The organism is Bacteroidia bacterium (assembly GCA_041391665.1).
GTDB lineage: Bacteria > Bacteroidota > Bacteroidia > J057 > J057 > JAGQVA01.
The window spans coordinates 2,078,858-2,104,439 of record JAWKNO010000001.1 but is presented as its reverse complement, the minus strand read 5'-3'; the positions used below and the strand labels follow the sequence as shown (position 1 = coordinate 2,104,439).

15 protein-coding genes and 1 tRNA gene are annotated in these 25,582 nt (G+C 47.4%); 5 read left to right on the top strand and 11 right to left on the bottom strand.

What is annotated here, in order from left to right:
• Positions 1–31: 31 nt before the first annotated feature.
• Entirely contained in the window at positions 32–4,444 is a 4,413-nt protein-coding gene (locus tag R3D00_08805) for an AAA domain-containing protein (GenBank protein ID MEZ4773269.1), read from the bottom strand.
• 310 nt (positions 4,445–4,754) lie between these two features.
• Between R3D00_08805 and R3D00_08800 the strand changes: the two genes are divergently transcribed.
• Positions 4,755–4,828: transfer RNA gene (locus tag R3D00_08800), tRNA-Met, on the top strand.
• Positions 4,829–5,083: 255 nt separating this feature from the next.
• Here the strand turns inward: R3D00_08800 and R3D00_08795 are convergent.
• Together R3D00_08795 and R3D00_08790 are read right to left on the bottom strand one after the other, a co-directional pair.
• A complete protein-coding gene (locus R3D00_08795; protein MEZ4773268.1) occupies positions 5,084–5,527 on the bottom strand; it encodes a hypothetical protein in 444 nt (147 codons plus the stop codon).
• Positions 5,528–5,756: 229 nt separating this feature from the next.
• Complete coding sequence (locus R3D00_08790) at positions 5,757–6,152, bottom strand: cupin domain-containing protein (protein MEZ4773267.1); 396 nt, start codon at positions 6,150–6,152, stop codon at positions 5,757–5,759.
• A 271-nt stretch (positions 6,153–6,423) separates the two neighbouring features.
• On the opposite strand from R3D00_08790, the gene R3D00_08785 reads away from it, so the two are divergent.
• Positions 6,424–7,398, top strand: a complete 975-nt coding sequence (locus R3D00_08785) for a YceI family protein (GenBank protein ID MEZ4773266.1) — start codon at positions 6,424–6,426, stop codon at positions 7,396–7,398.
• A 109-nt stretch (positions 7,399–7,507) separates the two neighbouring features.
• On the opposite strand, the gene R3D00_08780 is transcribed toward R3D00_08785, so the two are convergent.
• The 4 genes from R3D00_08780 to R3D00_08765 all read right to left on the bottom strand — a co-directional run bounded on the left by R3D00_08780 (position 7,508) and on the right by R3D00_08765 (position 13,816).
• A complete protein-coding gene (locus R3D00_08780; GenBank protein MEZ4773265.1) occupies positions 7,508–8,941 on the bottom strand; it encodes a TolC family protein in 1,434 nt (477 codons plus the stop codon).
• The gene (locus tag R3D00_08775) at positions 8,934–12,095 is read right to left on the bottom strand and encodes an efflux RND transporter permease subunit (protein ID MEZ4773264.1); all 3,162 of its coding nucleotides are present in this window, start codon (positions 12,093–12,095) and stop codon (positions 8,934–8,936) included. Before R3D00_08775 ends, R3D00_08780 begins: the two co-directional genes overlap by 8 nt.
• 26 nt (positions 12,096–12,121) lie before the next feature.
• Positions 12,122–13,204 carry an efflux RND transporter periplasmic adaptor subunit gene (locus tag R3D00_08770; GenBank protein ID MEZ4773263.1) on the bottom strand — a complete coding sequence of 361 codons (1,083 nt, stop codon included), beginning with the start codon at positions 13,202–13,204 and terminating at the stop codon, positions 12,122–12,124.
• Between the two features lie 171 nt (positions 13,205–13,375).
• The gene (locus tag R3D00_08765) at positions 13,376–13,816 is read right to left on the bottom strand and encodes a hypothetical protein (GenBank protein MEZ4773262.1); all 441 of its coding nucleotides are present in this window, start codon (positions 13,814–13,816) and stop codon (positions 13,376–13,378) included.
• 378 nt (positions 13,817–14,194) lie between these two features.
• Between R3D00_08765 and R3D00_08760 the strand changes: the two genes are divergently transcribed.
• From R3D00_08760 to R3D00_08750, 3 genes are all read left to right on the top strand, one after another.
• Positions 14,195–16,573: a glycoside hydrolase family 31 protein gene (locus R3D00_08760; protein ID MEZ4773261.1), complete on the top strand. Its 2,379-nt coding sequence runs from the start codon at positions 14,195–14,197 to the stop codon at positions 16,571–16,573.
• A gap of 67 nt (positions 16,574–16,640) precedes the next feature.
• Complete coding sequence (locus tag R3D00_08755) at positions 16,641–16,973, top strand: nucleotidyltransferase domain-containing protein (GenBank protein ID MEZ4773260.1); 333 nt, start codon at positions 16,641–16,643, stop codon at positions 16,971–16,973.
• A complete protein-coding gene (locus R3D00_08750) occupies positions 16,942–17,277 on the top strand; it encodes a hypothetical protein (GenBank protein MEZ4773259.1) in 336 nt (111 codons plus the stop codon). Before R3D00_08755 ends, R3D00_08750 begins: the two co-directional genes overlap by 32 nt.
• Before the next feature lie 29 nt (positions 17,278–17,306).
• On the opposite strand, the gene R3D00_08745 is transcribed toward R3D00_08750, so the two are convergent.
• The 4 genes from R3D00_08745 to R3D00_08730 all read right to left on the bottom strand — a co-directional run bounded on the left by R3D00_08745 (position 17,307) and on the right by R3D00_08730 (position 25,565).
• Positions 17,307–18,752, bottom strand: coding sequence for a caspase family protein (locus tag R3D00_08745; protein ID MEZ4773258.1), 1,446 nt, complete (start codon positions 18,750–18,752; stop codon positions 17,307–17,309).
• A gap of 511 nt (positions 18,753–19,263) precedes the next feature.
• Positions 19,264–20,106, bottom strand: coding sequence for a formylglycine-generating enzyme family protein (locus R3D00_08740; protein ID MEZ4773257.1), 843 nt, complete (start codon positions 20,104–20,106; stop codon positions 19,264–19,266).
• Positions 20,107–21,849: 1,743 nt separating this feature from the next.
• Complete coding sequence (locus tag R3D00_08735) at positions 21,850–22,569, bottom strand: SUMF1/EgtB/PvdO family nonheme iron enzyme (GenBank protein MEZ4773256.1); 720 nt, start codon at positions 22,567–22,569, stop codon at positions 21,850–21,852.
• An 11-nt stretch (positions 22,570–22,580) separates the two neighbouring features.
• The gene (locus tag R3D00_08730; GenBank protein MEZ4773255.1) at positions 22,581–25,565 is read right to left on the bottom strand and encodes a COR domain-containing protein; all 2,985 of its coding nucleotides are present in this window, start codon (positions 25,563–25,565) and stop codon (positions 22,581–22,583) included.
• Between the last annotated feature and the right edge of the window lie 17 nt (positions 25,566–25,582).

Here is a 25,582-nt window from a genome sequence, read left to right as displayed (position 1 = left end):
ATAAAAATTTGAGCCGATTAGTCGTTTATTTTCAGCTCATCATCTCTGATAAGGTATTTTTGATCTCACCCCGGCTGCACATCCACTGCAAGGCCTGTACTCTCAGACACTGCCATCCGGCGCGCTCAAGTACCAGTTGCTGATCTGCGGATCGTTCGCTTCCCTCATGATCTTCTTCTCTGGCTCCGTCCACAAACAGGGCGATTTTCTGCCCGCCATTGAGAATTGCCAGATCGATCTGGTAAGGGCCGATTTTGTACTGTGGATGGAGATATTCTCCCCAGCCGGAATCCTCTGCCCATTGGTACAGTTCTTCCCCACAGATTCCTTTTGAAGGATGCATCGGGCGTTGGATAAATGGCAGTTTTTCGCCGCCATCGGCGCTGTTTTGCTCAAAATAATCGATCAGTCTTTTGCGGAAACACTCCGGATTCATACGTGCGACTGCCTCCGGATGAATGCTGTGCAGCAAAATTGCCTTGTCTCGGGCCCGGCTTACGGCTACGTTGTAAATCCGCATCATTTCTTCTCCCAGCACCGCCCGTGGCGCGCGGATATTTCCCCCTTCAGCAAACTTATGGCTGGCGGTCGTCGTCAGCAGCATGATGTCGCGTTCATCGCCCTGAAATTCGCGGGAAGTGCCGACCAGCAGTTCGATTTCATCGGCTACGGTTTTGATCAGCGGATGACGGCCAACCTCCCGAATCAGCAATTCGCGGTGTGCTTCGTTGGAGGAGTCCAGGCAGAGTATGCCCACAGTCGGCATTTTCGGCAAATGGCCTGCCTGCACATCTTCCACCAATCCGGCGATCAGTTGTACAGCTGCTTTGACAATGGCGGGTTTGCGTTCGTCTTTTGGATCATCTTCGACATAATGCACCTCGGTCGCAGAACCATATACACTGTTGTTGACCGTCCGGAGGGGAATGATGTGTGAATCGTACACATACCGGTTGGAGAAACCGATGAGTTCCGGACGGCAACGGAAATGTTCGCGCAGACTGATGATATTCGGGTAAATAACCCCGCTCAGGGTGTAGATACTCGCGCTGCGGTTGTTGATATTAAACTGCTGCTTAAACGGATGGTGAATCAGGTACCGGTCGAGAAGTTGGTTGGTGCGGTCGATAGGAAACAGCCGTGCCTGCGTGGCTACAGAAGTCTGGTTTTCGTCTCCGACGATGATACATTTTTTGCAGCGGAAAATCAGGTTTAGCATACTGATATCGCACTGGCTGGCTTCGTCCACGATCAGCAGGTCAAACTGGCCCGGCTGAGGATCGGGGAAAAAGGAAATGGCTGTCTCCTGTTGCATAATCCAGATGGGGACCACCTCGCGGGCAAGTTGCATATTGGCGATGGCGGAGGCCATATTGCGTTCGGTATTTTTACCGTGGCCTTTGCCAATATTGATCAGGTCGTTGCGCCAGGCGGAGAGGGAAGCTTTTTGCTGGTCGGTAACGGACGCCTGTTTGTGCTGCCAGGTTTTGAGGGCAACGAGTTCACAGATCAGGCTTTCCTGCTGGCGGCGATTGGCCTGGAGCTGGATAAATATATCATTGGGATTGCCCAGCATTTCGAGGGTTTCGGAAAGAAAGCTTTCGAGCTTTTTGATAAAAATTCCCAGCTCCAGTTCATCCAGCGGCCAATCGAATTCAGTATTTTTTTCTATTTCTGCAACGGTTAATGGCAGGCGATTCCGCAAATTCTCCAGATTCTCCTGAAGAATGGCTGCCTGTTGCACTTTTTGCCGGATCGATTGGATCTCCGCCAGGGTCATCTCCGCACCGGTAAGGTTCCGGTTTTCCCAGTGATCTGCCAGTTTTTGTATAGCCGTATGCTGGTGTACGAATGGCAGCAAAGGTTGGATCATTGTCTTCCATTCTCCGGCCAGTTCCTGATAGCGATAGAAATTTTCCAGCCCGAGAAGAAAAGTCCATTCCGATTCTGCCTGGTCGCTCCGAATGTCCAGCGGAGGCAGATTGCGGTTGCGGAGTTTTTGGTTAAAGGCATACAGCTTTTCCAGATTAACAAGCAGGGTTTCCCATTCATGATACACTTTCAGTACAGTTTGAGCGGAGGTTTTTTGCCCGGTAAAAGCCAGGGCATTGTTTACCACAATCGACAGTTTTTTGAGCCGGGATTGTTGAAGGAGTACTGATTCGATGATTTTCAGGTCTTCCGTTCCTCTGACCTCCCGGCCATTGATGGTAACCAAAAGGAACATACGCTGCGCTTCGGGAAGGAGCTTTTTCTGTAGCAGATTCAGTTTTCCTGCGTCGCCAAATTTCAGCAGCAGCTTTTGGAGCGATTCCAGCATTTCGTCGGGATCGGCCCCAATGACGCCCGATACGTCCCAACCTATCAGGTCGCGGGAGCAAAGTTCCACTTCATCGCGCAGATCCCGGTAGTCGGCAAATACCGCTGCCAGCTCTTCAATGTTTAGTTCAGCATGGCGAAGTGTTGGCTGCCAGGGCGAAACTTCCTGCCACACGGCATACATTTCTTCGATCATCTGAAAAAATTCTCCCTCCAGCAGACGCGTGTCTGTGGAAACATACGCTGTTAAATCCAGGCTGGCCTCGATCTTCTCCAACGCCGTAATGATCTCTTCAGCACGCACAAGGTCGGGAAACAATGTTTCTTCCGGTAAGTTGACCTTCGCCATTTCCGGGTCTGTTTCCCGTATCAGTTCTATCAGTTCGCGGATTCCATCCGCCAGCCCGTCGGTGTCCGCTTCGTAAGGAATTTCGTCGCGAATCAAAACATTTTCCCGGTCAAGTTTTTCCCAGCTTGATGCCCAGCCTGCTGCTGTATCGGTAAGGATTTCTCTCTTCCGGGGATCGTAGAGACTGAGTGTACGCTGATTTTGCCGAATCTTCTGCAAAAGATCGGCCCGCAGTTCTGCATAATTTTTTTCGAGCGCAGTCAGTTCTGCTTCCAGGCGAGCAGTTTCTGCGGGGTCATAGATTTGGTTGAGGTGATTTTTCACCGCATCAATGGCGTGTTTCAGCTCCTCCTGATTCTGGTTGCCTTCCAGCAAAGCCACCGCGAGGTTGCGAATGGCAGGAGGAAGTTTGCCTTTAATGACTTCGAGTGCTTTGGCATTTTTGGAGACGATCAGAATGGATTTCCCCTCCGCCACAAAATGTGAGGCAAGATTGGCGATTGTATGGCTTTTGCCTGTTCCGGGAGGGCCTTGTACAGTTACCGCATCCTGACGCAGAAGTTGTTGTGCAATACTGAGCTGTTCCTGGTTGTAGGGAAGCGGGAACAGGAATCTTTCGGGCAGGGTTTCGGAAACTTTCGGAGAAAACCCGGCAGATTTATTTTCGGTCCGGTAGGCAATACGAAGGGGATTGCCCGGTTTGCGCAGGCTGAAGAGTTTTTTGAAAAAATCGGGAATAGATTCGTTTTCTCCCTGAGTACCGAGTTCATTGATCCGGGAAATGATTTTGTCAGCATCGCGGGCGATCACTACGCCGGTAGCGAGGTTGCGGACATGGATAACGGGAGAAAATGAAAGGGTGATTTCGCCATCTTCGGAGAGGTCGGGGAGAGCAAAATTGAGTTGGTCTTCTGTGAAAAAACGGTCATTTACCCTTGGGAAAACCTCTGCAATCTTTACCGCCGATTCGTAAAACGATCCCCGCAAATAGTCAGGTTCAAAGCTGAACTCCCTGCTCTGGCTGTTGAAGCTGTCCACTTCGCGAAGGATGCGCAGTTTCCGCTCCTGCACCTTTTCTTCCGGTTCCCGGGAAAAATGCTGATCGAGCAGATCGGAGAAAGATTGTTCGCAGGTGATGACATGCGCGAGGGTATCGGCTTCCAGCGAAATGGTTTGGCGTTTGAGGCTGATTTTCAGTGGGATATGAAACAAAAAATTGCGATACCAATTGCCGCCGATTTTCCCTGATATCAGGCCAAAGGAGAGGCAAATCTGCCGGTCGGGTTGCGACTGAAGGGTATAAAAAAGGTCGTGCAGGGCGTCATAGGTCTGGTTAAGAGTGGTAGCAAAACCATTGGCTTCAGCGATTTTTTCCACCAGTACGAGTCCGTCCTGAACGGAGATCGATACCCAGTTGTCGAGTTGTGGGGGGAAAGTCAGGTGTTGGACTTCTTCCAGCGGTTTTCCGTTGACCTGGCTGAGAAGTTCGTCAAAGAGGCAAATTCTTTCAGAACTTTGCTCAAACAATTGGTTTTCAACCCGTTGGATCTTCAGTACAGGTTGATCGTTGTCTTTCCACTGGCAGGAAATCGCGGTAGAAAGCTGAGGATCAGCAGCGAGAGATGCGAGATTGGCGAGGAGCCAGGCGGGGCTATGCGGGTCAGTATCGAAGCGGAGCGAGGGCCGGGTATTGGTAAAAAGGTCGCGAATGTAAGCGAAAAGGTTTACCAGCGGAGTGGCGGATAAGGGAAGAAGTTGGGAAGTGGCTGTTTGCATTTTGTTTCATTCGTTATCTCGGGGGAATGGCGGAGCAAAACCAGAAGAAGGAATCGGAGATTCAGTTCCGGTATCAGGAGCCATTCGGCGAGACAGAGAAACAAAGAGCAGGCTGTAAAAGCTGCGCGGTCATCCGGAGATGACAAAACTGTATTAAAGGGGGGAGATCAGAAGATTGCCGGAGCAATAACAGAAGGATTTACGGAAGAAGCAAACAGCGGGTTACAGAAAGAAACTTTGGGTATGAAACAATCGTAAACAAAAAACTTTTTCTTAAACCAGAAAACCCCTTATATTTGCACTCGATTTCGGCGCGGTAGCTCAGTCGGTTAGAGCGCAGGATTCATAACCCTGAGGTCGGGGGTTCGATTCCCCCCTGCGCCACGAAAGGAAACTCCCTGATAGATATTGGGGAGTTTTTTGTTTTTGGGGGACATATTTACTGACAGATTGCTGGAGGTGGGGAGAAAATCCGGTGGTTGAAGTCATATAACCGGCGGCTGAGGCTCTCGAAGCCACCGGTAGTGGGCTATCATTCCCGGGCCTTCGAGTGCCTCAGCCACCGGATATTTCGAGCCGAAGGCCCCATATAGGGACGACCTCAGGCACCAGATCATCTTCCCCTAAGCTGCATCAGGTCTAAAGTAAAAATCCAGTATGTTTGACTTTATTCTCACTATCAAGAGAGACTATATACCCTCCATATGGAATTAATTTCAACTTCCATTCTTTAAAAAGGGTACTGTGTATATCTGACAAAAAGATTACCGGAAGCTTTTCCCTTCGGCCCAAAAACACGAATCTATTAGTACTCCTGATCAAATTTTTAATTTGATCAGGTTGACTGTATTGCGTATTAATCACAATGTTGGTTTCAATATCACCAAAGATGACAGCAAAAAATTTCAAGTTATTGAAATCATTGCCATAAAGCTTCTCTAATTTATCGGTACCTTCTTTAAGAGCCGCATTAATCTCAGGAGGAAACTCATATCTAATCCTTGTACTTTTAAGTGAAGAACAAGAGCTGGATATAATTAAACATAAAGCTATTAAGGCGAGAACTATATTTTTCTTTTTCATAAAAATCATTTTGAGCCTGATGGGGTTTTCAAAATATTCTTAAGAAAGTGTTTCTAAACAGTATTCCATTGATAATGAAAAAATTAAGTTTCAATACCTGCGTCTATGATAGTCGGTGTAAAAGGCCCTTAAATACGACCTGTTTGGTTGGGGTGTACTGACCTAACAGGTCAATTGCTACCCCATTTCCCAAAATCTGTCCAATGATTGGGGACCACCTCAATCACCATCACCTTCGGTACTGCTCATCCGTAACTTTGTCGAACCAGTCAACCACATTACCGTCCAGCTCTTCATGTATGGCGATATGTGTCATCGCTGTGGTTGGGCTGGCTCCATGCCAGTGTTTTTCACCGGGTGCAAAACGAATCACATCTCCGGGATGGACTTCCTGAACCGGGCTTCCCTCACTCTGCACCCAACCACAACCTGCGGTTACAATCAGTGTCTGACCCAGCGGATGCGTATGCCATGCCGTCCGGGCACCCGGCTCAAAGGTAACACTCAGGCCAGCTACACGAGCCGGAGCTTTTGCCTGAAACAAGGGGTCCATTCGGACTATACCTGTAAACCAGTCCGCTTGTCCCTTACCCGACGGACGTGAACCATTCTTAGATATTTCCATAATACTATATTGTGTGTTTGAGTACCCGTGACCTGGCGGATATCTACTTATACCTTCTTCCGCTTATGAATGAAATTTACCCAGGAAAATCTAAATACAAAAACCCCATCATCCTTTTTGGCATGTCGGGGTCTTCGTAGCACTTGCTATATCAAAAACCTGCTTTCACCCTAAAATATGTGATTCATGTAACATCCTGGTATCTATGTGTAATGCTTTCTAAATGAGAGATTATTACCTTACTGTGTTTGCAGAATGAAAAATAAATCAAATGAAAACATATTCCATTTCTCTGACCTTTGCTATGTCAAGCATTGTATTATCGATTATATTTTTGCAATGCAGTCCCTCAGCGACAACCAACCCGCAAAAGGATACTGAAACGACAATCAGTGAACCGGTATCCAAACCTATAGATCAACCTACCTCTATTGACCAACCGGAATCTTCCGATCAGCCCCAAACCGTTGACCCGCCCAGGCCTGTGGCAGAACCCAAATCTGCGGAGCAGCCAAAGCCTGTTGCCCAATCCCAACCGGTTGAAAAACCCAAGCCTGTCACCCCGTCAAAGCCTGCCGATCAACCTAAAACTGCTGCCGAACCCACGCCTGCGGAGCAGCCCAAAAGTGTTACAGAACCCAAACCTGTCGAGCCACCCAAACCTGTGGAACAGCCCAAACCCATTGATAAGCCCGTAGTTATTGCAGAACCCGTTTCTGCGATGCCTGTAGGATTCACCTTAAAATTGTTGAGTGCAACAGTCAAAGGCACTTCTACCTTGCATGAATGGGAATCGCAGATCACTGAGATAGAGGGAAAAGGCGTTTTCCAGAAAAATGAAAAATCCGTTACTACCATTCAGAATGCAGAAATTAAAATTCCTGTCAAAGGGCTGAAAAGCAAAGAGGGAAAAAAGATGGACGATAAAACTTATGAAACATTTCAATCAGACGCGAATCCTTTCATTACTTACTCCTTTAGCAATGCTGTGGTAAAAATAAGCGACTCCCATATCGTTACCGTTGAAGCGAGCGGTAATCTCAGCATGGCAGGTATGAGCAAGCCTGTGTCTCTTTCTGCAAAAGGAAAAGAGTTGGAAAATGGTGATTTACGACTGTCTGTTTCCAAAAAGATAAAGATGACGGACTATAATATGGAGCCACCCGTCATGTTTCTTGGAAGCATCAAAGTAGGAGACGAGGTAACCGTGAGTTTTGACTTTGAGCTTAAGAAAGTGCAAAAGTAAGGTAAGCCATACAAAAACCCCATCATCCTTTTCAGAATGATGGGGTTCCTTAATGCATGTAAAAATCCAAAAAATCCTTTTAAACCGTAGATTTTCACGTATTCTCTACCTAATTCCATCCACCGCCCAGGGCCTGATATATTCTGACCATGGCATCCATTTGCTGTTTTTTGGTTTCGATCATTTCCATTCTCGCCTCCAGCGCGTCGCGCTGGGTCAGGAGGATCTCCATATAGTCGGCGCGCGCTGACTGAAAAAGCCGGGTGGCAATGTCCACCGACTCCGTAAGCGTATTAACCTGACTCACTTTCAACTGGTAGCTACTTTCCAGGTTGCTGACATTTGAAAGCTGATTGACAACCTCGATATAGGCATTTAACACCGACTGCTCATAACTGTAAACCGCCTGGATCTGTCTTGAATTGGCAGAATAATAATTTGCCTTTATCGCGTTCCGGTTTATGGCGGGCATTACCATATCGCCAGCCAGATTAAACAGAATGGACTCAGGCGTAGTGACCAGCAATTTGGGATTAAATGCCTGAAGCCCCAGACCCGCGGTCAACCGCAACGATGGGTAAAACTCAGCCCGGGCCACCTGCACATCCAGCTTTGACGCTGCCAGTTCCAGCTCTGCCTGTCTGATATCGGGCCGGTTTGCCAGCAACTGTGAGGGAATCCCTTCAAAAATAGCCTCCGGCACCATTTCTGTGAAATTCTGCGAATTTCTTTGAATCGGCTGCGGATACCTACCCAGAAGAAAGTTGATCCTGTTTTCCGTCTCCGTAATCTCCTGCAGGAGGGCGTACTGAAGGCTTTGGTTTTTGAGCACTTCCGCCTCAAACTTTCGCACAGCGAGTTCGGTAACTTTTGCAGCCTGCTTCTGAAGTTTGATGATTTTCAGGACATTCTGCTGAATTTCAATAGTTCGCCGCACATTTTCCAACTGATTATCCAGTGCCATTAGTTCGAAGTAAGAACCAGCAACTTCCGCAACCAGCTGGGTTACCAGAAAGTTTTTTCCTTCGACAGAAGACAAGTACCGGGTCAAAGCCGATTTTTTTGCGTTTCGCAGCTTTTTCCAGATATCCACTTCCCATGAAGCATACCCAGCCAGCATAAAATCAGGAAGCGGGTCAGGGAATTCCCTTCCGGGTCTGATTTCCGTGTTGGCATCATTGGCACCCTGGCTGGTGTATCTACCAACTTTTTCCACCCCCGTAGCTCCCTGCACATTCACAAAAGGCAGATATTCTCCTTTGCGGGCCATGACCTCATTTTGGGAAATATTAATTTCCTGCTGAACGATATTCAGCTCCTGGTTGTTTTTCAGAGCAGTTTCGATCAGGTCATACAGGTATGCATCGGTAAAATAGTCCCGCCAGTCGACCTTTGCCGAATTGGTAGTATCCTGCGAATTTCTATAATTCCCGGGAAGGGCGCGATTTTCAGTTTTCTCTACCAATGCAGGAATCGAACAGGCCTGAAATACAAACAGGATGCAGGCCAAAGCCAGATATTGAATTATTTTACGATTAATCATTGTTCGCGATTACTTCTGTGATTGGACTAAAGTATTCATCTTTTATCATCTTGCGGCCCTCTGCCATTTTGCCGAAAATGTAGTACAAGCCAGGGATGATGATTACCCCAAAGAGGGTACCGAAAAGCATCCCTCCCAGTGCAGAGGAGCCAATGGTCTTGTTACCAATGGCACCAGCGCCAGTCGCTATTACCAGTGGAATCAACCCCGCAATAAAGGCGAATGAAGTCATCAGAATCGGGCGAAAACGCGTTTTTGCACCGGCGATAGCTGCTTCAAAAACGGAGGCTCCATGCCGGTTTTCCTGAACGGCAAACTCCACAATCAGTACGGCATTTTTTCCCAGCAACCCTACCAGCATAATCATTCCTATCTGAGCGTAAATGTCATTATCCAACCCCATCATTTTCAGCAGGAAAAACGATCCAAATATCCCGAGTGGAATCGAAAGAATTACCGCCAGAGGCAACAGGAAACTTTCGTATTGTGCTGCCAACACCAGGTAAACAAACGCCAGTACGATAATGAAAATATAGACCGACTCATTTCCCCTGCTGGATTCGTCATAGGAAAGCCCTTCCCACGCAATGTCATACCCCTTAGGCAAAGTCTCACTCGCCACTTCCCGTATGGCCTGAATCGCATCTGCGGTGGTATATCCTGGTGCAGGAAGCCCCCGTATCGCCGCAGAATTGTACATATTGTAACGGGTAATTTCGTTTGGCCCCTGTTGTTTTTTGAGTGTCATGAATGCCGAATAGGGCACCATCTCTCCGCTTTCATTTTTGATAAACAAATTCAAAATATCGGAGGGCAGCCTTCTGAATTCGGGCGCGGACTGAACATACACCTTGAAAAAACGGTCAAACCGGATAAATCCCTGTTCATAGGTACTACCGATCAGGATGTTCAGGTTTTCCATCGCTTTTCCGATCGATACGCCCTTCTGCATGGCAACTTTATTGTCAAGCACCAATTCGTACTGCGGGTAGTTGGCAGCGAAGAAAGTAAACAGACCCGTCAGCTCTTTTCGCTTGCTGAGGTTGTCCATAAATTCCTTATTTGCCTTATCAAACTCTTGGTAATCGGTACTTGTCGATTTATCCAGCAGACGCAGCGAAAAGCCTCCGGAAGAACCAAAGCCAGGAACTGCCGGTGGTTCAAAAAACTCTACCACCGCGCCCAGGCCTTTCGATTTTTCTTCAAGTTCTTCCATGATTTCCTTCACAGACTTCTCCCGCTCAGACCAGTTTTTCAGGTTGATCAGACAGGTACCGGCATTGGATCCTCGTCCTTCGGTCATAATCTCATAACCAGCCAGTGAAGAAACCGATTCTACCCCCTCTACTTCTTCGCATATTTTCTGAAGCTTCTGCGATACCTGGTTGGTTCTTTCCAACGTAGCACCGGGAGGGGTTTGGATAATCGCATAAATCGTACCCTGGTCTTCTCCGGGGATAAAGCCCGCAGGAAGTACCCGGTTTTCAAAGAATATCCCCACACAAAATCCTATGAGGATGAGAAAAGTGAGTGCGCGCCGGCTGACGATTTTCCGAAGGAGGTTGGTATATCTTCCGGTGACCCTTTCAAACCAGCGGTTAAAGGCATCGAGCAATCGGGTCAATGGGTTCCTTTTCTTTTCCTTACCATGGTTGTTTTTCAGAATCATGGCACACAACACTGGGGTAAGGGTAAGCGCCACAACCCCTGAGAGGATGATGGACGTTGCCATAGTTATCGAAAACTGGCGATAGAATACCCCAACCGGACCAGTCATAAATACCAGGGGCACAAATACCGCTGTCATTACAAGTGTGATAGCAATGATGGCACCGCTGATTTCCTGAAGCACCTCTTTGGTAGCACCGTAGGGGGACATATTTTTCTCCTCCATCTTGGCATGTACCGCCTCGACTACGACAATCGCGTTATCCACCACAATACCGATCGCAAGCACAAGTGCAAACAAGGTGATCAGGTTGATGGAGAGTCCGAAAAACTGCATAAAAAAGAATGCTCCGACGAGCGACACCGGTACAGCCAGGGTAGGAATCAACGTCGAACGCCAATCACCCAGGAACACGAACACAACAATGGCTACAAGAATAAACGCTTCGCCCAGCGTATGAAGCACTTTCTCAATGGAGGCATCCAGAAATTGAGAAACGTCATAGCTGATTTTGTAATCAACTCCCGGAGGAAAACTCCGTTTCATCTCTTCCAGAAGCACTTTTACCTCTTTAATTACATCACTGGCATTACTGCCGTAGTTTTGCTTCAATACGATAGCTGCCGACGGTTCGCCATCCAGGTTGGAGTAGATGTCAAAAAATTCACTCCCCAACTCCACGGTGGCGATATCTTTCAAACGGATACTTTCCCCTTCCGAGTTGGCCCGGATAATAATTCCTTCATACTCTTCCGGTGTATTGTAGCGCCCTTTATAGGTGAGTACGTATTCCAGAGACTGCGCAGCAATACCAGAACTCTGTCCGATCCTGCCCGGCCGGCCAATAATACTTTGTTCACCCATCGCTTCCATCACTTCTTCAATGGAGATATTATAGGCCCGCATGCGGTCCGGGTTCAGCCATACACGCATAGCATATCTGCGGCTACCGAGAATTTGGGCTCTGGCGACCCCTTTGATCCGCTGTATCTCCGGGATCATAGAGACCGTTGCGTAGTTGTACAGAAATTTTTCGTCCAGCTCTTCATCTGTACTATACAGGTTGACATACATCAGCATACTGGGCTGAATAGGAGAAATGATTACCCCTTCCCGCTGAACCAGTTCGGGCAAAAGCGGCATCACCTGGTCCACCCTTGTTTTCACCTGTATAACCGCAAGGTTGGGATCCGTACCAGGGTCAAAGATTACACTGACTGTAGCTTCTCCGGCACTGGTAGCATCCGTTGTCATATATCTCATACCGGGAACACCGTTAATAGCATTTTCCAGTGTGATCAGAGTAGATTTGATCAATACATCCGCGCTTGCGCCAGGGTAAGCGATAAATATACTTACTGTTGTAGGCGCAATCTGCGGAAATTGAGAGATCGGTAGCTGTTTGATCGCCAACGTACCGATGAAAAGGAAGACGACCGAAATTACAATAGCAAAGACGGGTCTGTGAATAATGTTAGCAAACATTTCTTTTGGTTTTCAGGATACGTGAATTATTCTGCATACAACTCCAACTGTGTGATCACAGCCGCAGGCTCCATCAGTTCATATTCTATTTTGTCATTTTCTCTTACCAGACGTAAACCTTCAAGGAGAATCTTATCATTTTCCTCCAGGCCTTCGGTCACCACGTATAAATGAGGAAGCTCTTCCCCAATAGTAATTTGTCTTGATTTTACTACCCCTTCCTGATCCACGACGAATACATACTTCTTGTCAAGAACCTCAAATGTGGATTTCTGTGGAATGAGAAGTGCATCTTTCAGCGCTATCGGCAACTGGATATTGCCCGTTTCCCCATGTCTCAGGAGTCCTTTGGGATTGGGAAAAGTAGCTCTAAAGGCGATATTACCCGTCTCATTGTTAAATTCGCCTTCAATGGTTTCCAATAGTCCGGGGTAATCAAATACCTGACCATTTGCCATCAGCAAATTCACAACCGTCTTTTCCCCCTGACTCGCTTTGACTTTATAATTCAGATATTCGGGTTCAGGTACGTTGAAATACACCCACATTTTGCTGTTGTCGGAAAGGGAAGTAAGCAATTCGCCCTCTTCCACGAGACTCCCCAACCGTACATGCAAGCGGTCCATGATCCCATCAAATGGCGCCCTGATTTCAGTAAATCCCAGATGAACCTGCGCCAGAGACATTTCGGCTTTGGCCTTTTCAAATTTGGCCAGCGACATAGCCAGTTCGTTTTGGGATACGATATTGCTGTCAGCAAGCGATTTGGTATTCAGATATTCAATCTCTGCGACTCTGGCTTCGGCCTGTGCTTTCTGGAGCTCAGCTTCGTAAAGGTTGGGCATGATCTTAAACATCAGCTGACCTTTTTTGACAAACTGACCTTCATCCACATAGATATTCTGCAAATAACCTTTTTCCAGGGCCCTCAATTCAATATGCTGAATAGAATGGATCTGACACACATATTCGTCTGTAACGGTGGTGTCCATTTTCATAGGAGTGGTAACCAGAAATTTGGCTTCTGATTCTTCCTTTTCCTTTTTGGATTCGCAGCTCGTATGCCACAATAAGACACACAAACTCACAGGTAAGAGAAGTCTCTTCATGATAGTGATACTTTTCACAAATAATTATTTTAAAGATTTTATTTTCAAATGGACAAAAAACCCATTATACACAAACATCCTGCTGACCAAATGGTAAGCGGGCTCGGAGGGGAGGGATAAAAAATATGGCTAAGTTTAAGGCAACTTCAGGTTACCCCAATAAGATGTGAATCAAATCCTAAATACGCGAAACAGGATAGAGCGATCGCCAACCAAGGGCTCCCCAGCTGGTTCATGGGGCGGCAAACACTGGGTCAGGTATTGAAAATAATAGGCAGGTATCAGGATGTGGCCTGTAACATCAAAATTATGACCGCTATTCGAATTCTTATGAAGAGAAACAAATTTGTCTTCCTCATCCTCTTCCTTTTCCTCATAGGGAAGAATGGAAATCTTTAGTTCGGGATTTTCCCTTTCCGGAGTAGCTGAAGTAAATTTAAGGATGGAGGTGAGATCAAATTCGCCAATATCAAATCCGGCACGTTTTGACTCTCCTGAAATTTTTATTGAAGACTGTTGAATATTCTCCCGGCCAGCATGGGCCCATAACTGGCTGCTTACAGTCAACAAAAAGACACACAGCGTCAGAATATTTCTTAAACAGTTTTTCATTACTTGGCGGGCAAATTTACACCAACTTGATTATACGGACAAGTGGCGAACGTTAATTTTTTGTTAACGTCGTGATTTACAATTGGGAAATGCATTTCGCAAAACAATGAATAGAAAAACCCCATCTTCCTCTTCAGAAAAATGGGGTCCCCTCATGCGTTTTTGAAGGAAAATGCTGCCGAAAAGAGAATCGTATGCTTCCTATTGACTCATTTTCACTAAACACTTCTGCTTCGTAGGTTCCGGGCGTCAGCCTTGCTGCTTCTTCGGAGCAGCGACTTGATCCTGACCAGTAGTTCGGCAAATATGAAACTGTTCATATAATCTTTTCATTTTTCAGCTTAACTTGAAGTCATTGATTTTTAACCCCTATTGCTCATGGCTTTTTTCAGACTGAATCCGGCGATTTTCCTCTTTGTGGTTTTTTTATTTGCGCTGACAAACTTGTCGGGGCAAAATCAGCAATTGCTGATGAACGAACCCGTCGATCTCAGCCCCGATTTTAAAGATTACCTCAATACCTACTTTTTTACCGATAGCCTCGTTACGTTTAATCCCGCTACGGCGGAAGGGCTGTTGAACTGGCAGCGCATGCGTTATACGCCCGCCCATGCCTTCAACTTCACACAACACGGTTTCCGCCCCATGGCGCAAAATGAGTTTCCCGCCACGGAATACGAGGAAAACCCGGTTATGCCTTTTTCCCTGCAATTTATCGACAGTCGCACAGTGCGGTTACAGATGAAAACCGGAACGGTTATTCAAAAAAATGAACCCTCTCTCATGCTGGTTTCAGAACCGGAAAATCATATTCAGGACTGGGTGTACAACAAAGTCAAAGGCGGTCATCAATACACCAGTCTCCACGGAAAAGTGATTGTATGGGAAAAACCCTGGGCGGTAGAATTTTTTGATGCCAGCGGAAAAGTGCTTACCAAAACACGCCACAGCAGCGACAATGCAGGGTTTTGTGCCAATATGCCTTTTGCTTTTGTAAGAAGGGCGGCGGATTACAGCCGAAGTGTGGGCGCAGTATTTGAGCTTTCGCCTGACGAAAAAATCTTTGGTTGTGGAGAATCCTTCACCAACCTCAACAAATACGGCCAAAAGGTCAACCTCTACACCTGCGACCCCAACGGAGTAGAAACGCCGGGCATGTACAAACCGATTCCGTTTTTCCTGAGCAGCAGGGGTTACGGAATGTTTATGCATACCTCCTCCCCCATCACCTGCGATTTTGGGCAGAGTTACGGCGCTACGAATAAATTATTGATTGGAGACGAATCGCTGGACTTGTTTATCTTTTTGGGACAACCCAAAGACATTCTCGATTCCTATACCAATCTTACCGGAAAAGCGCCCATGCCGCCCTTGTGGTCATTTGGGCTTTGGATGAGCAGAATTACCTATTTTTCAGAGGCAGACGGGCGGAATGTGGCAGCTAAACTCAGGGCGAATAAAATCCCCACCGATGTCTTACACTTTGATACCGGCTGGTTTGAGACTGACTGGCGCTGTGATTACGAATTTGCCAAAAGCCGTTTTGACGACCCCCGGAAAATGATCGCTGACCTGAAGGCCGACGGTTTTCGCACCTGCCTGTGGCAACTGCCCTATTTTGTGCCGCAAAACAAACTTTTTCCCGAAATCATTCAAAAAGGCCTCCACGTCAAAAATGCCAAAGGCAATATTCCTTTTGAAGACGCCGTCCTCGATTTTACCAATCCGGAGACCGTGGCATGGTATCGGCAGAAAATCGGTACCCTCCTGAAGATGGGCGTTGCCGTGATCAAGGTGGACTTTGGCGAAGCCGCGCCCTACAATGGCCTTTACGCCAATGGGAGTACCGGTTTTTACGAACACAATCTCTACCCATTGCGGTACAACAAGACAGTATCAGACCTGACACAGGAGATCAACGGCGAACAGATCATCTGGGCGCGCAGTGCCTGGGCAGGCAGTCAGCGTTATCCGCTACACTGGGGCGGCGATGCAGAAAGTTCGGATATGGGCATGGAGGCGCAATTGCGGGGCGGATTGTCGCTGGGGCTTTCGGGATTTACTTTCTGGAGTCACGACATCGGCGGATTTACGAAACGCACGCCAGAAAACCTTTACCGGAGGTGGCTGCCTTTCGGGGCAATGTCCTCGCATACCCGCTGCCACGGGCAGCCGCCCAAAGAGCCGTGGGACTATGGCGACGACTTCCAGAACTATTTCCGTAAAGTCATCGAAATGAAGTACCAGCTGATGCCTTATGTGTATGCCCAGTCGAAAATCGCTTCGGAGAAGGGATTGCCGATGGTTCGCGCACTGTTGATCGAATACCCCGACGATCCCGGAGCCTGGGAAGTCGATGATGCGTATATGTTTGGCTCAGACATCATGGTTGCGCCGCTGTTTGAGGAGGGGAAAACCTCCCGCGCCGTCTATCTTCCCGGAGGGGAATGGGTTGATTATCAGACAGGAAAAACTTATGGCAGGGGCTGGCACACCATCGAAGCTGGTGAGATTGAGGCCATCATTCTGGTCAGATCGGGCGCGATTTTACCCAAAATCCAGGTAGCGCAGTCCACCGACCAGATGGACTGGAAAAACATCGAACTGGCCGTTTACGGCAGCGACAGCAAAGCCAGCGGATGGCTGTGCCTGCCGGAAGACAACGTATTGCGCGAAATCAGAATGACCCGCCAGGGCAAAAAGTGGCAATTGCAGAAAACGGATTTGCCGAAGGATGTGAGGTTTGGAGGATTTTGAGGCAGGGGGAAGGTTGAAGATTGGATAATCTGTGATATTTTCCTGAGAAAATCGTATATTCAACCTAATGATTGCTGTAATACATCCAAATATTGATCGGATAAAACAACTTTGCAGAAAGTATCATTTCAGCAAATTGTGGGTGTTTGGCTCTGTTTTAACCCCAGAGTTTCGCCCTGATTCTGATATTGATATGTTATATGAGCTTGACCATTCCCAATTGTCTGGTCTGACTTCCATTAATTTCTTTTTTGCATTCAAGGATCAGGTAGAAGAAATCCTCGGACATCCGATAGATTTGGTGTGGTATCCCGGTCTGCGAAACCCGTATTTTAAAGAAGAAGTTGACGAAACGAAGATTTTAATTTATGACGCGGAAGCAGAAAAAGTATCTGTTTGATATTCTTCAGAGTATTGAAGACATACGGCTGGTTCACATGGATGGAATAAGTACAGAAGACGAGTTTTGTAATGACTTGAAAACTATTCGATCCGTAGAAAGAGAATTGGCGATTATCGGTGAAGCTGCATACCAATTAAATAAGCTTCAACTTTATTTTCCCGGACAGGATGAAGCTATTAATAGAAGGAATACATTAGTTCATCAATACGATGCTGCCCGCCCGGCAAACTTGTGGAATTTTGTTCAGTATAAATTATCTGATCTGAGCGAAACAGTCGAGGAACTTCTAAAAGAAGAATAAGCCTTTATGGGCTTAACCATCCCGCAACTTTACCCCCCAACCCGCTTCACTATCGCCTCTTTTACCCGCTGAAAATCATTTTCGGAGAGAAGGGGAAGGGTCATCGCCTGAATGTCCTGCAGCCAGTCGGCCAGGTCGCCAAATCGCTGGTTGATTTCATTTACCATCATATACCGCTCCTGCTGTGCGCGACTGGCATTGCCTTTTTCCATGCGTTTGTTGATAAATTCCTTCCATTTGACAGCTTCCGATTCCCAGTATTTGAAGTAGGGTTCGAGTTCGGTGGGGTCGTCGAGGCGCAGGGTTTCCAGCCGGATAGGAAGTATCCTTTTCGCAAAGGCTTCTTTCTCCCACTTGTTGTTGCGGGCAATTTCATACAGCTCAAACATGCAGTAGGCGGAGCGGATATATTCGTCGGAAAGAAAAACCACAATCAGCTCGCCACGGCTGGTCTCTTCCATAAACCTGCTGATCAGGCCGCCGTATTCGAGGTTCATTTTGTCGCGGATCACAGTAAAATTTTCCTTCTCCAGCGCATGATAGAGGGCATCTGCAATCGCGCCACGGCTCTCACCTGTTTCATTCGTCTCACCGGCATAGGAAAAATAGATTTTCGGCTTCTCCGGAGTAAAAGTGCTGACGACCTGTGTCTGGGGAGAGTTTATGGACTGGGCAGGATAAACTGTTTTTACCCCCTTTTTCCGGAAGACAAACTCGCCGCCCTGATCACCGGCATTTTGCAGTACGCCACCGACAGGCGTCTGGCGGGCGTTGTAGGTGGTGATTTTTTTGACGTGCTGAATGAGATCTGAGGCGGAAAATATATCTGCAGGATTTTTTTCGAGGAAGGTAATCAGACTTTTGGCAAAAGGAGAGTGATCGCCAATCAATCCGTCGGACACCACTTCGATCCTCCCGGCTGCCAGGCCCCAACGCGACGGGAAGGCATCTACCCTTTGGGCGTAGATTTCCCCGCCTTTTTCTTCCGCTGTTTCCGCTTTTCGGAGGATAAGTTCTCCGGAAAAACAGCTATCCACAATCAGAAACAGATGATGTACAGGAATACCCTGGATATAATCGCGAATCTGGGAATTGTAGATCAGAGAAGATATGCTTTCGATTTTGCCGTCAACCGGGACAAGGTATCCTTTTTTGACGTGCTCGCCGTAGTATCCATGCCCGGCGAAGTAGATCAGCAGATTGTCGTTGGCCGAAAGCTGACGGGACAACCTGTCGAGCGTATCCAGGATCGCCACCCGGGTTGCTTCGTAGTCGTACAGCGTAGTTACCTGCGCGGGTTCAAACTGATATTTTTCTGTCAGCACGTTGACCAGCGCCTGCGTATCCATCACACAGTTTCCCAAATGCCCTACATGTTCGTAGGCATTTATCCCAATCGCCAGGAGGTGATTGGTGCGCAAAGGATAGGCGTTTTCTGCGGATGGTTGGTCCCATTTCAGCTTGCGGTCAGCCATGATGTGCTTTTGGTAAATTTATACTGGATTTTCGGATAACGAAAAATACAAAAAATTTTATTGAGTCAACAAATGGCCTTCCCGTTTCCCAAAATGCTATTTTTGAAAAGCAATCTGCAATGCAGATAAGTTTTGAAAAGGTCTCTCCCCCGAAAGGGACCTTCTCAAACCTCAAATCGCAGATTTTTCCGGGCGTCAACTTATTTCTGCCCAGGCAGGGACGCCGGAGGTGTCCAATGTACCGAAGGCATCTTCGATTTGTAGCCCAAACAGTCGCCCCCCAATTTTCTATTTCTGGTTGCGCGCAACGACGCGCTACACTGTGAAAAATTGGGGGTGGCCGGCTTGGCCTATAATAATATCACCTCCGAAAGGAGTCCTTCGGACCCTTCAGGGTTGGTCCCCTTCCGGGACGTTTTGGATAGGGTGTGATTTTGAATGCGGCCCTTGCAAAAGGTAAGTCAAAGATCCCTTCGGGAAAGGTAAAAAAGCCCAAAAGGTAAAACCCTCCCTACAAACCCGTCCTGGAGAGGCGAAAGCCAAAAAAGCTGTAGCGGTCGTCCGGGAGGCCGTTGAGGCGAAAGGCAACGCGGCAGACGGACTCGCCGCCGTCCCAGCTACCCCCGCGGAGCACACGGTAACGGCCTTTTTCCGGGCCTTTTGGATTGCTTACCACAGCTGTCTGATAACATTCCCGGTAATAGTTTTCATCAAACCAATCTTCACACCACTCCCAAACATTGCCACTCATATCGTAAAGTCCCAGTTCGTTGGGGGTAAGCAAACCCACCGGCTGGGTTTCGCCATGACTGTTTTCGCGAAACCAGCCAACATTTTCAAGCCTGGCACTACCTGCATATTCATTCTCAGACCGGTATATACATCCACGTGCGGCATACTCCCACTCTGCCTCTGTCGGAAGGCGGTATCCATTGGCACCTGTTTTTCGGATGACCAGCCATTTGAGATCACCCAAACTACTTTGATTATTGGGATCTTTTACCGTTTTATCAATCTGATAAACAGGTTCCAAACCACACCTCTCACTCAGTCGGTTGCAAAACTCTACACTATCATACCAGTGTACCCTTTCCACAGGGCGATCATAGCCTTTAAAATAAGAAGGATTATCTCCCATCACAGATTCCCACAAAACCTGCGTGACGGGATATTGCCCGATATAAAAACTTCCCAACTCTACTTCATGCGCGGGTTTAGGTTCCCAAATACTTCCGTAGTCCCCCTCATCATCTCCCATAATAAACTTATCGCCTTCCACAAAAACCATATTAAAGGAAACCCCGTTTACGAGCTTTTCCTGATGAATGGTGTAGGTATTGGTGAGTAGTGTCATTGTATCAAGTTTTAGTTTAAAAACCTTGTCTGACCATTTGCCTTCGTAACCCTAAGGTATCAAAAGAATTAAGATATGCCCAATAACTGTTCATACTTTGGAGAAATGTTTCCTCCGTATTATGGCGGGAAAAATCCTGGCGCCTGAAAAACTTAGTCCCATTACTGAGGCCCCACAATTTTTTATTCCTAGTTGCGCGCAACGACGCGCTACATTGTGAAAACTTGGGGGTGGCCGATTTAGCTATAATACTGTCACTCTATTCGGGGTTGGTCCCGTTTCGGGACGTTTTTATTTCTATGCACCTTTTGCAAAGTTATCTGCAAAGCAGATAGGTTTTGAAAAGGTCTCTCCTCCCTTTGGTCGTCGAGATGACGCACCGCGTTAAAAGAAACTTCGCTTCTCCAGCCGGAGAAGCGCAACTCAAACTGCCCAAGCAGTCATCCCGAACGCAGTGAGGGACCTTCTCAAACCCTAAGTCGCAGATTTTTCCTGCACGTCAACTTCCTTCTGCCCAGGCAGGGACGCCGGAGGTGTCCAATGTACCGAAGGCATCTTCGATTTGTAGCCCAAACAGCCGCCCCCCAATTTTCTATTTCTGGTTGCGCGCAACGACGCGCTACTTTGTGGAAAATTTGGGGATGGCCGCTTGGCCTATAAGAATACCACCCCTTCAGGGTTGGTCCCGTTTCGGGACGTTATTATAGCGCGTGATTTTGAATACGCCTTTTGTAAAGTTATCTGCAATGCAGATAACTTTTGAAAAGGTCTCTCCCCTTAATGGGGCCTAAGGGCCTCCCTTCGGTCGTCGAGATGACAGACGGTGTTAGTATAAATGCGCTTCTCCGGTCGGAGAAGCACGTTATTATTGACATAACAGGTCATCCCGACGACCAACGGGAGGAGGGACCTTCTCAAACCCTAAATCGCAGATTTTTCCGGGTGTCAACTTATTTCTGTCCCGTTTCGGGACGTTTTTATTTGAATGCATCTTTTGTAAAGTTATCTGCAATGCAGATAAGTTTTGAAAAGGTCTCTCCTCCCTTCGGTCGTCGAGATGACAGACGGTGTTAGTATAAATGTGCTTCTCCGGCCGGAGAAGCGCAACTCAAACTGCCCAGACAGTCATCCCGAACGAGCGATAGCGAGGAGGGACCTTCTCAAACCCTAAATCGCAGATTTTTCCGGGCGTTAACTTCTTTCTGCCCAGGCAGGGACGCCGGAGGTGTCCAATGTACCGAAGGCATCTTTGATCTGTAGCCAACAGGCCGCCCATAGTTTTTTTATTTCTTTGCGCGCGCAACGACGCGCTACTTTGTGGAAAATTTGGGGATGGCCGCTTGGCCTATAATAATACCACCTCCGAAAGGAGTCCTTCGGACCCTTCAGGGTTGGTCCCGTTTCGGGACGTTATTATAGAGCGTGATTTTGAATACGCCTTTTGCAAAGTTATCTGCAATGCAGATAACTTTTGAAAAGGTCCCTCCCCGAAAGGGGCCTTTGGCTCGCTATCGCTCGTTCGGGTCCGGAGGACTCCATTCGGAGATGACGGGACTTCCGTCCGTAAAAACGCTTCTCCGGCCGGAGAAGCGCGTTTTCTTTTAACGCGGCGCGTCATCTCGACGACCGAAGGGAGGAGAGACCTTCTCAAACCTCAAATCGTAGATTTCTCCTTTTACCCAGCCCATTTTTTGCGCTTTGCAAAAGGTAAAAAGTAAAAAAGCCCAAAAGGTAAAACCCTCCCTACAAGGCCGTCCTGGAGAGGCGAAAGCCAAAATCGCCGATGCGGACGTCCGGGTGGAGGCTGCGGCGATCGGCAACGCGGCAGAAGGACGCGACGTCGTACCAGCTACCCCCGCGGAGCACACGGAAATGGCCCGATTTGGGATCATCACCCGATTTTTCACCAAGCCAGTCAAAACACCACTCCCAAACATTACCGCTCATATCGTAAAGTCCCAGTTCGTTGGGGGCAAACAAACCCACTGGCTGGGTTTCGCGATGGCTGTTCTCGTTGTACCAACCGACTTTATCCAGAGCTGAACTTCCCGAAAATTCCAAACCTGAGCCATAGATTCCCCCATGGGCAGCAAACGCCCACTCCGCCTCGGTCGGAAGACGATAGCCGTTGGCATCTTTTTTCCGAATGACCAGCCATTTGAGATCGTCGAAATTACTTTGATTATTGGGATCTTTGACTGTTTTATCAATCTGATATACAGGTTCCAAACCACACATTTCGCTCAGCCGGTTGCAAAACTCCACTGCGTCATACCAGTGTACACTTTCCACAGGCCGGTCCGGGCCTATAAACGAAGAACGATTTTCTACACCTACAGCCTCCCACAGTGCCTGTGTTACCGGATATTGTCCGATAAAATAATCACGCAAATCCTTACCATTCCCCGTAACCGGGATCATGGCAGAATGCGGGATATGGGGTAATATCAGATAGGGTTTCACAGGCAGAAGGGTTACTGAGCGCCGGATAATCTTTTTTCGATGGCTTCTTTGACGATTTGATAATCATTGTCGGAGAGAAGTTTGTATGTAGAAGCATTCATATCCTGCACCCAGTCAATCAGGTCTCCGAGTTTTTGTTCGATATAGGTACGAATCATCATCCGCCTGTTTAAAGATTCGGACATATTTCCCTTTTCAATTCGTTGTTTTACAAACTCTTTCCATTCTGTACAATCATTCTCCCAATGCGTATAATATTTTTTAAGAACACTTAAATCATCTAGCCTTAAAGATTCAACTCTCACCGGCAACACCCGTTTGCTGAATTTTTCTTTATCAAAACCGCTGTTACGGGCGATTTCATACAACTCATACATACAGTATTCGGAGCGGATATATTTGTCGGAAATAAATACGACGATCAAATCACCCTCTCCCAATGCTTTCATAAAACTACTGATCAGATCTCCGTAGGCTATATTTTTTTTATCTCTCAGTAGCTGGAATTTTTCTTCTGCTTCAAGTGATTCAAACATTGCCGTCACGAGGTCTTCCTTGCTCTGCCCCGCATCATCCGGATCACCCCACGCATAAGAGAAATAGACTTTCGGCAGGCCTTTTTCGGGCATTACAAAAGGCTGTTTTTCGGGGGATTTTTCTTCGGTTTCCCGGACTTCTTCTATTAACATTTCCTCTCGAAAAACATCCTCTTTTTTATGCAGATGCAGGATTTTGGAAAAAAACGGGCGGAAACCATCTATCAGAATAAATTGCCCATTGGTACATTTTATCTCCTGATTATTCCCCCGGGTCAATAGTTCTTCGATGTCTGCAAGCTGCGCAAAATTGTTTCCATCATAACCTGCCAAAACCGAGACCTTATCGCCCTGCACATCTGCCAGTTCTCTTCGTATTTTGGCCAGCAGCTTTTCAGATCCTCTGGTAACTTTCACATTTACCACATCCTTCCCCGCTTCCACCTGAACCATCTGCGCACCTTCCTCCAGAAGAATGCCGGTTTTCCATATTTTTTTAGAAATACCCCACTTTTGAACCCTCACGATAAAACTCTGAATGACGCCATAATGCAGAAATTCGTGCTCCATACATACATAAAGCGGCTCTTTGTCTTTCCAGATCAGTTCGTGGGAATCCTCCTTTGGCGGCAGCAACTGCGGTGCGATAAAGGTTCGCTCGGGAAAAGGGGTGTGATATCGCTCCCTGTCTTCTTTTGTTGTCTCAAAACACAATTCGCAGGAAAGCATAAAACTCACAAACAATTCCCGCTCGGCTTCGGAGTTTTCTTTCCAGCATTTTTCCAGATCCCTGCCGGAAAAAGTACCGTTTTTCCTTTCCAGAAAGGAGTAGTAAATGCTGTCTCTGTCAAACAGCGTATATACTTTCTCTATCGCCCAGCCCTGATCGAGGATAATTTCGTCGTTAAACAATCCCTGCTTGTAAAAAACCACCCCGCTCTGGGTCAGCCAGTGAAGCACATCCATAGGTTCCTCCACTGCTTTCGCTATCTGGTAAAAATCTACCTGTTCCAGGCGTTTTTTACCAGCTTTCTGAAGATTTCGTATCTCCTGGCGGATATTGGACCAGAGGGCGGGAAATTCATGTTTTTCTTTTATTTCCTGAACGGCATCCCTGATTTCTCTGATCAGCCGGTTGTATCCATTGGACTTCCAGTTGTCATCGGCGGATTCTATATGAAGAAACTCCAGCCGGGAAAATGCGGGGGTAAATACGCTTCTCACATTTCCGGGAGGCTCCTGTTTCTGATCTTTTCCAGCCTTGGTCTGCACTACAATGGCTGGGCTGTTTTTGCCAAGAGACTGGGCATAAGACAGCCAGTATTTGAGTTTGAAATTTTCATATTTACGTTCCTCTCCCTGCTCTATCCGGTAGGTAAAGTCTTTGCTCTCCGTTTTTTGATCCCATAGCAGGAGATACACTGCATTTTCCTGCATAAACAACCGGTGAGTGGCGTGGTAGATATCCTGGCCGCCAAAATCCCAGAGGTTGAGCAGATAGGGATTTATGGTCTCCCGCGCTTCCGCCAAAGCTTCCGGATGGGAGACGAGGGTCTGATCTGCCGGAGGAAACTGTTCGAGTGATATGGCATGAGTAGAGTGCCATTCTTTTTCAAACTGATTATAGACCAGTCGTTTGACAAGACAGCTTTTACCCACGTTTCCATTGCCGAGAAGCAGCACCTTACATTCCCTGTCCTTGTCAGATCCTCCTTTCATATCGGTGGTATATCGCCGTATGAAAGCCAGGGTATCAGTCGAATTCTCCCGGATATTGTTTAATATCGATCCGTGGAGCGGATTATTTTCCAGCCGCAGTCTGCCCAGGCCGGGAAAATGCGACAGAAAATCCGCCTTAATTTTGGACAGTTGGTTTCCATCCAGATACAGCGTCCACAGGGCAGGGCACTCACCCCTGGAAGAAAAAGATTGAAGGCGATTGCCTTTCAGGTCGAGGTAACGAAGGCTGACGAGGCCCGAAGGAAGTTCGAGCGTGGAGAGTTGATTTCCCTGAAGCTGAACGACTTCCAGCGAAGTAAAACCATCGCAGAAGGTCAGAGTTTCCAATCCGGAGGCGCTGATATCCAGCCGTTTTAGTTTTGTAAGGGGGGACAAAAAATGCAATTCCCGGAGTGACTGCATATTGCTCAGATCGAGGTATTCGATTTGTGCCAGTTTATCGGGGAAATCAATCTTTAGGAGAGAATTGCCCATAAGATTGAGCGCCCGCAGGTGCGGAAAATCCTGCAGTGAGCGAAAAATATTGTCATCCAGCCCCATTCCGGAGAGATTCAGCGCGACCAGTTCGCCCGCTTCGATATGATATACCGGGCGGCTATCGCGGGCAGGAACCATAAACCGCTGCAAATGCAGATCAATCGGCAGATGCGTTTCTTTGGAAGGTACAGGCACCTGGTTGAGGCAGGTTTTCAATTTTTGGAGGATCTCAGATTCAGACATAAGGCTATATTACGACG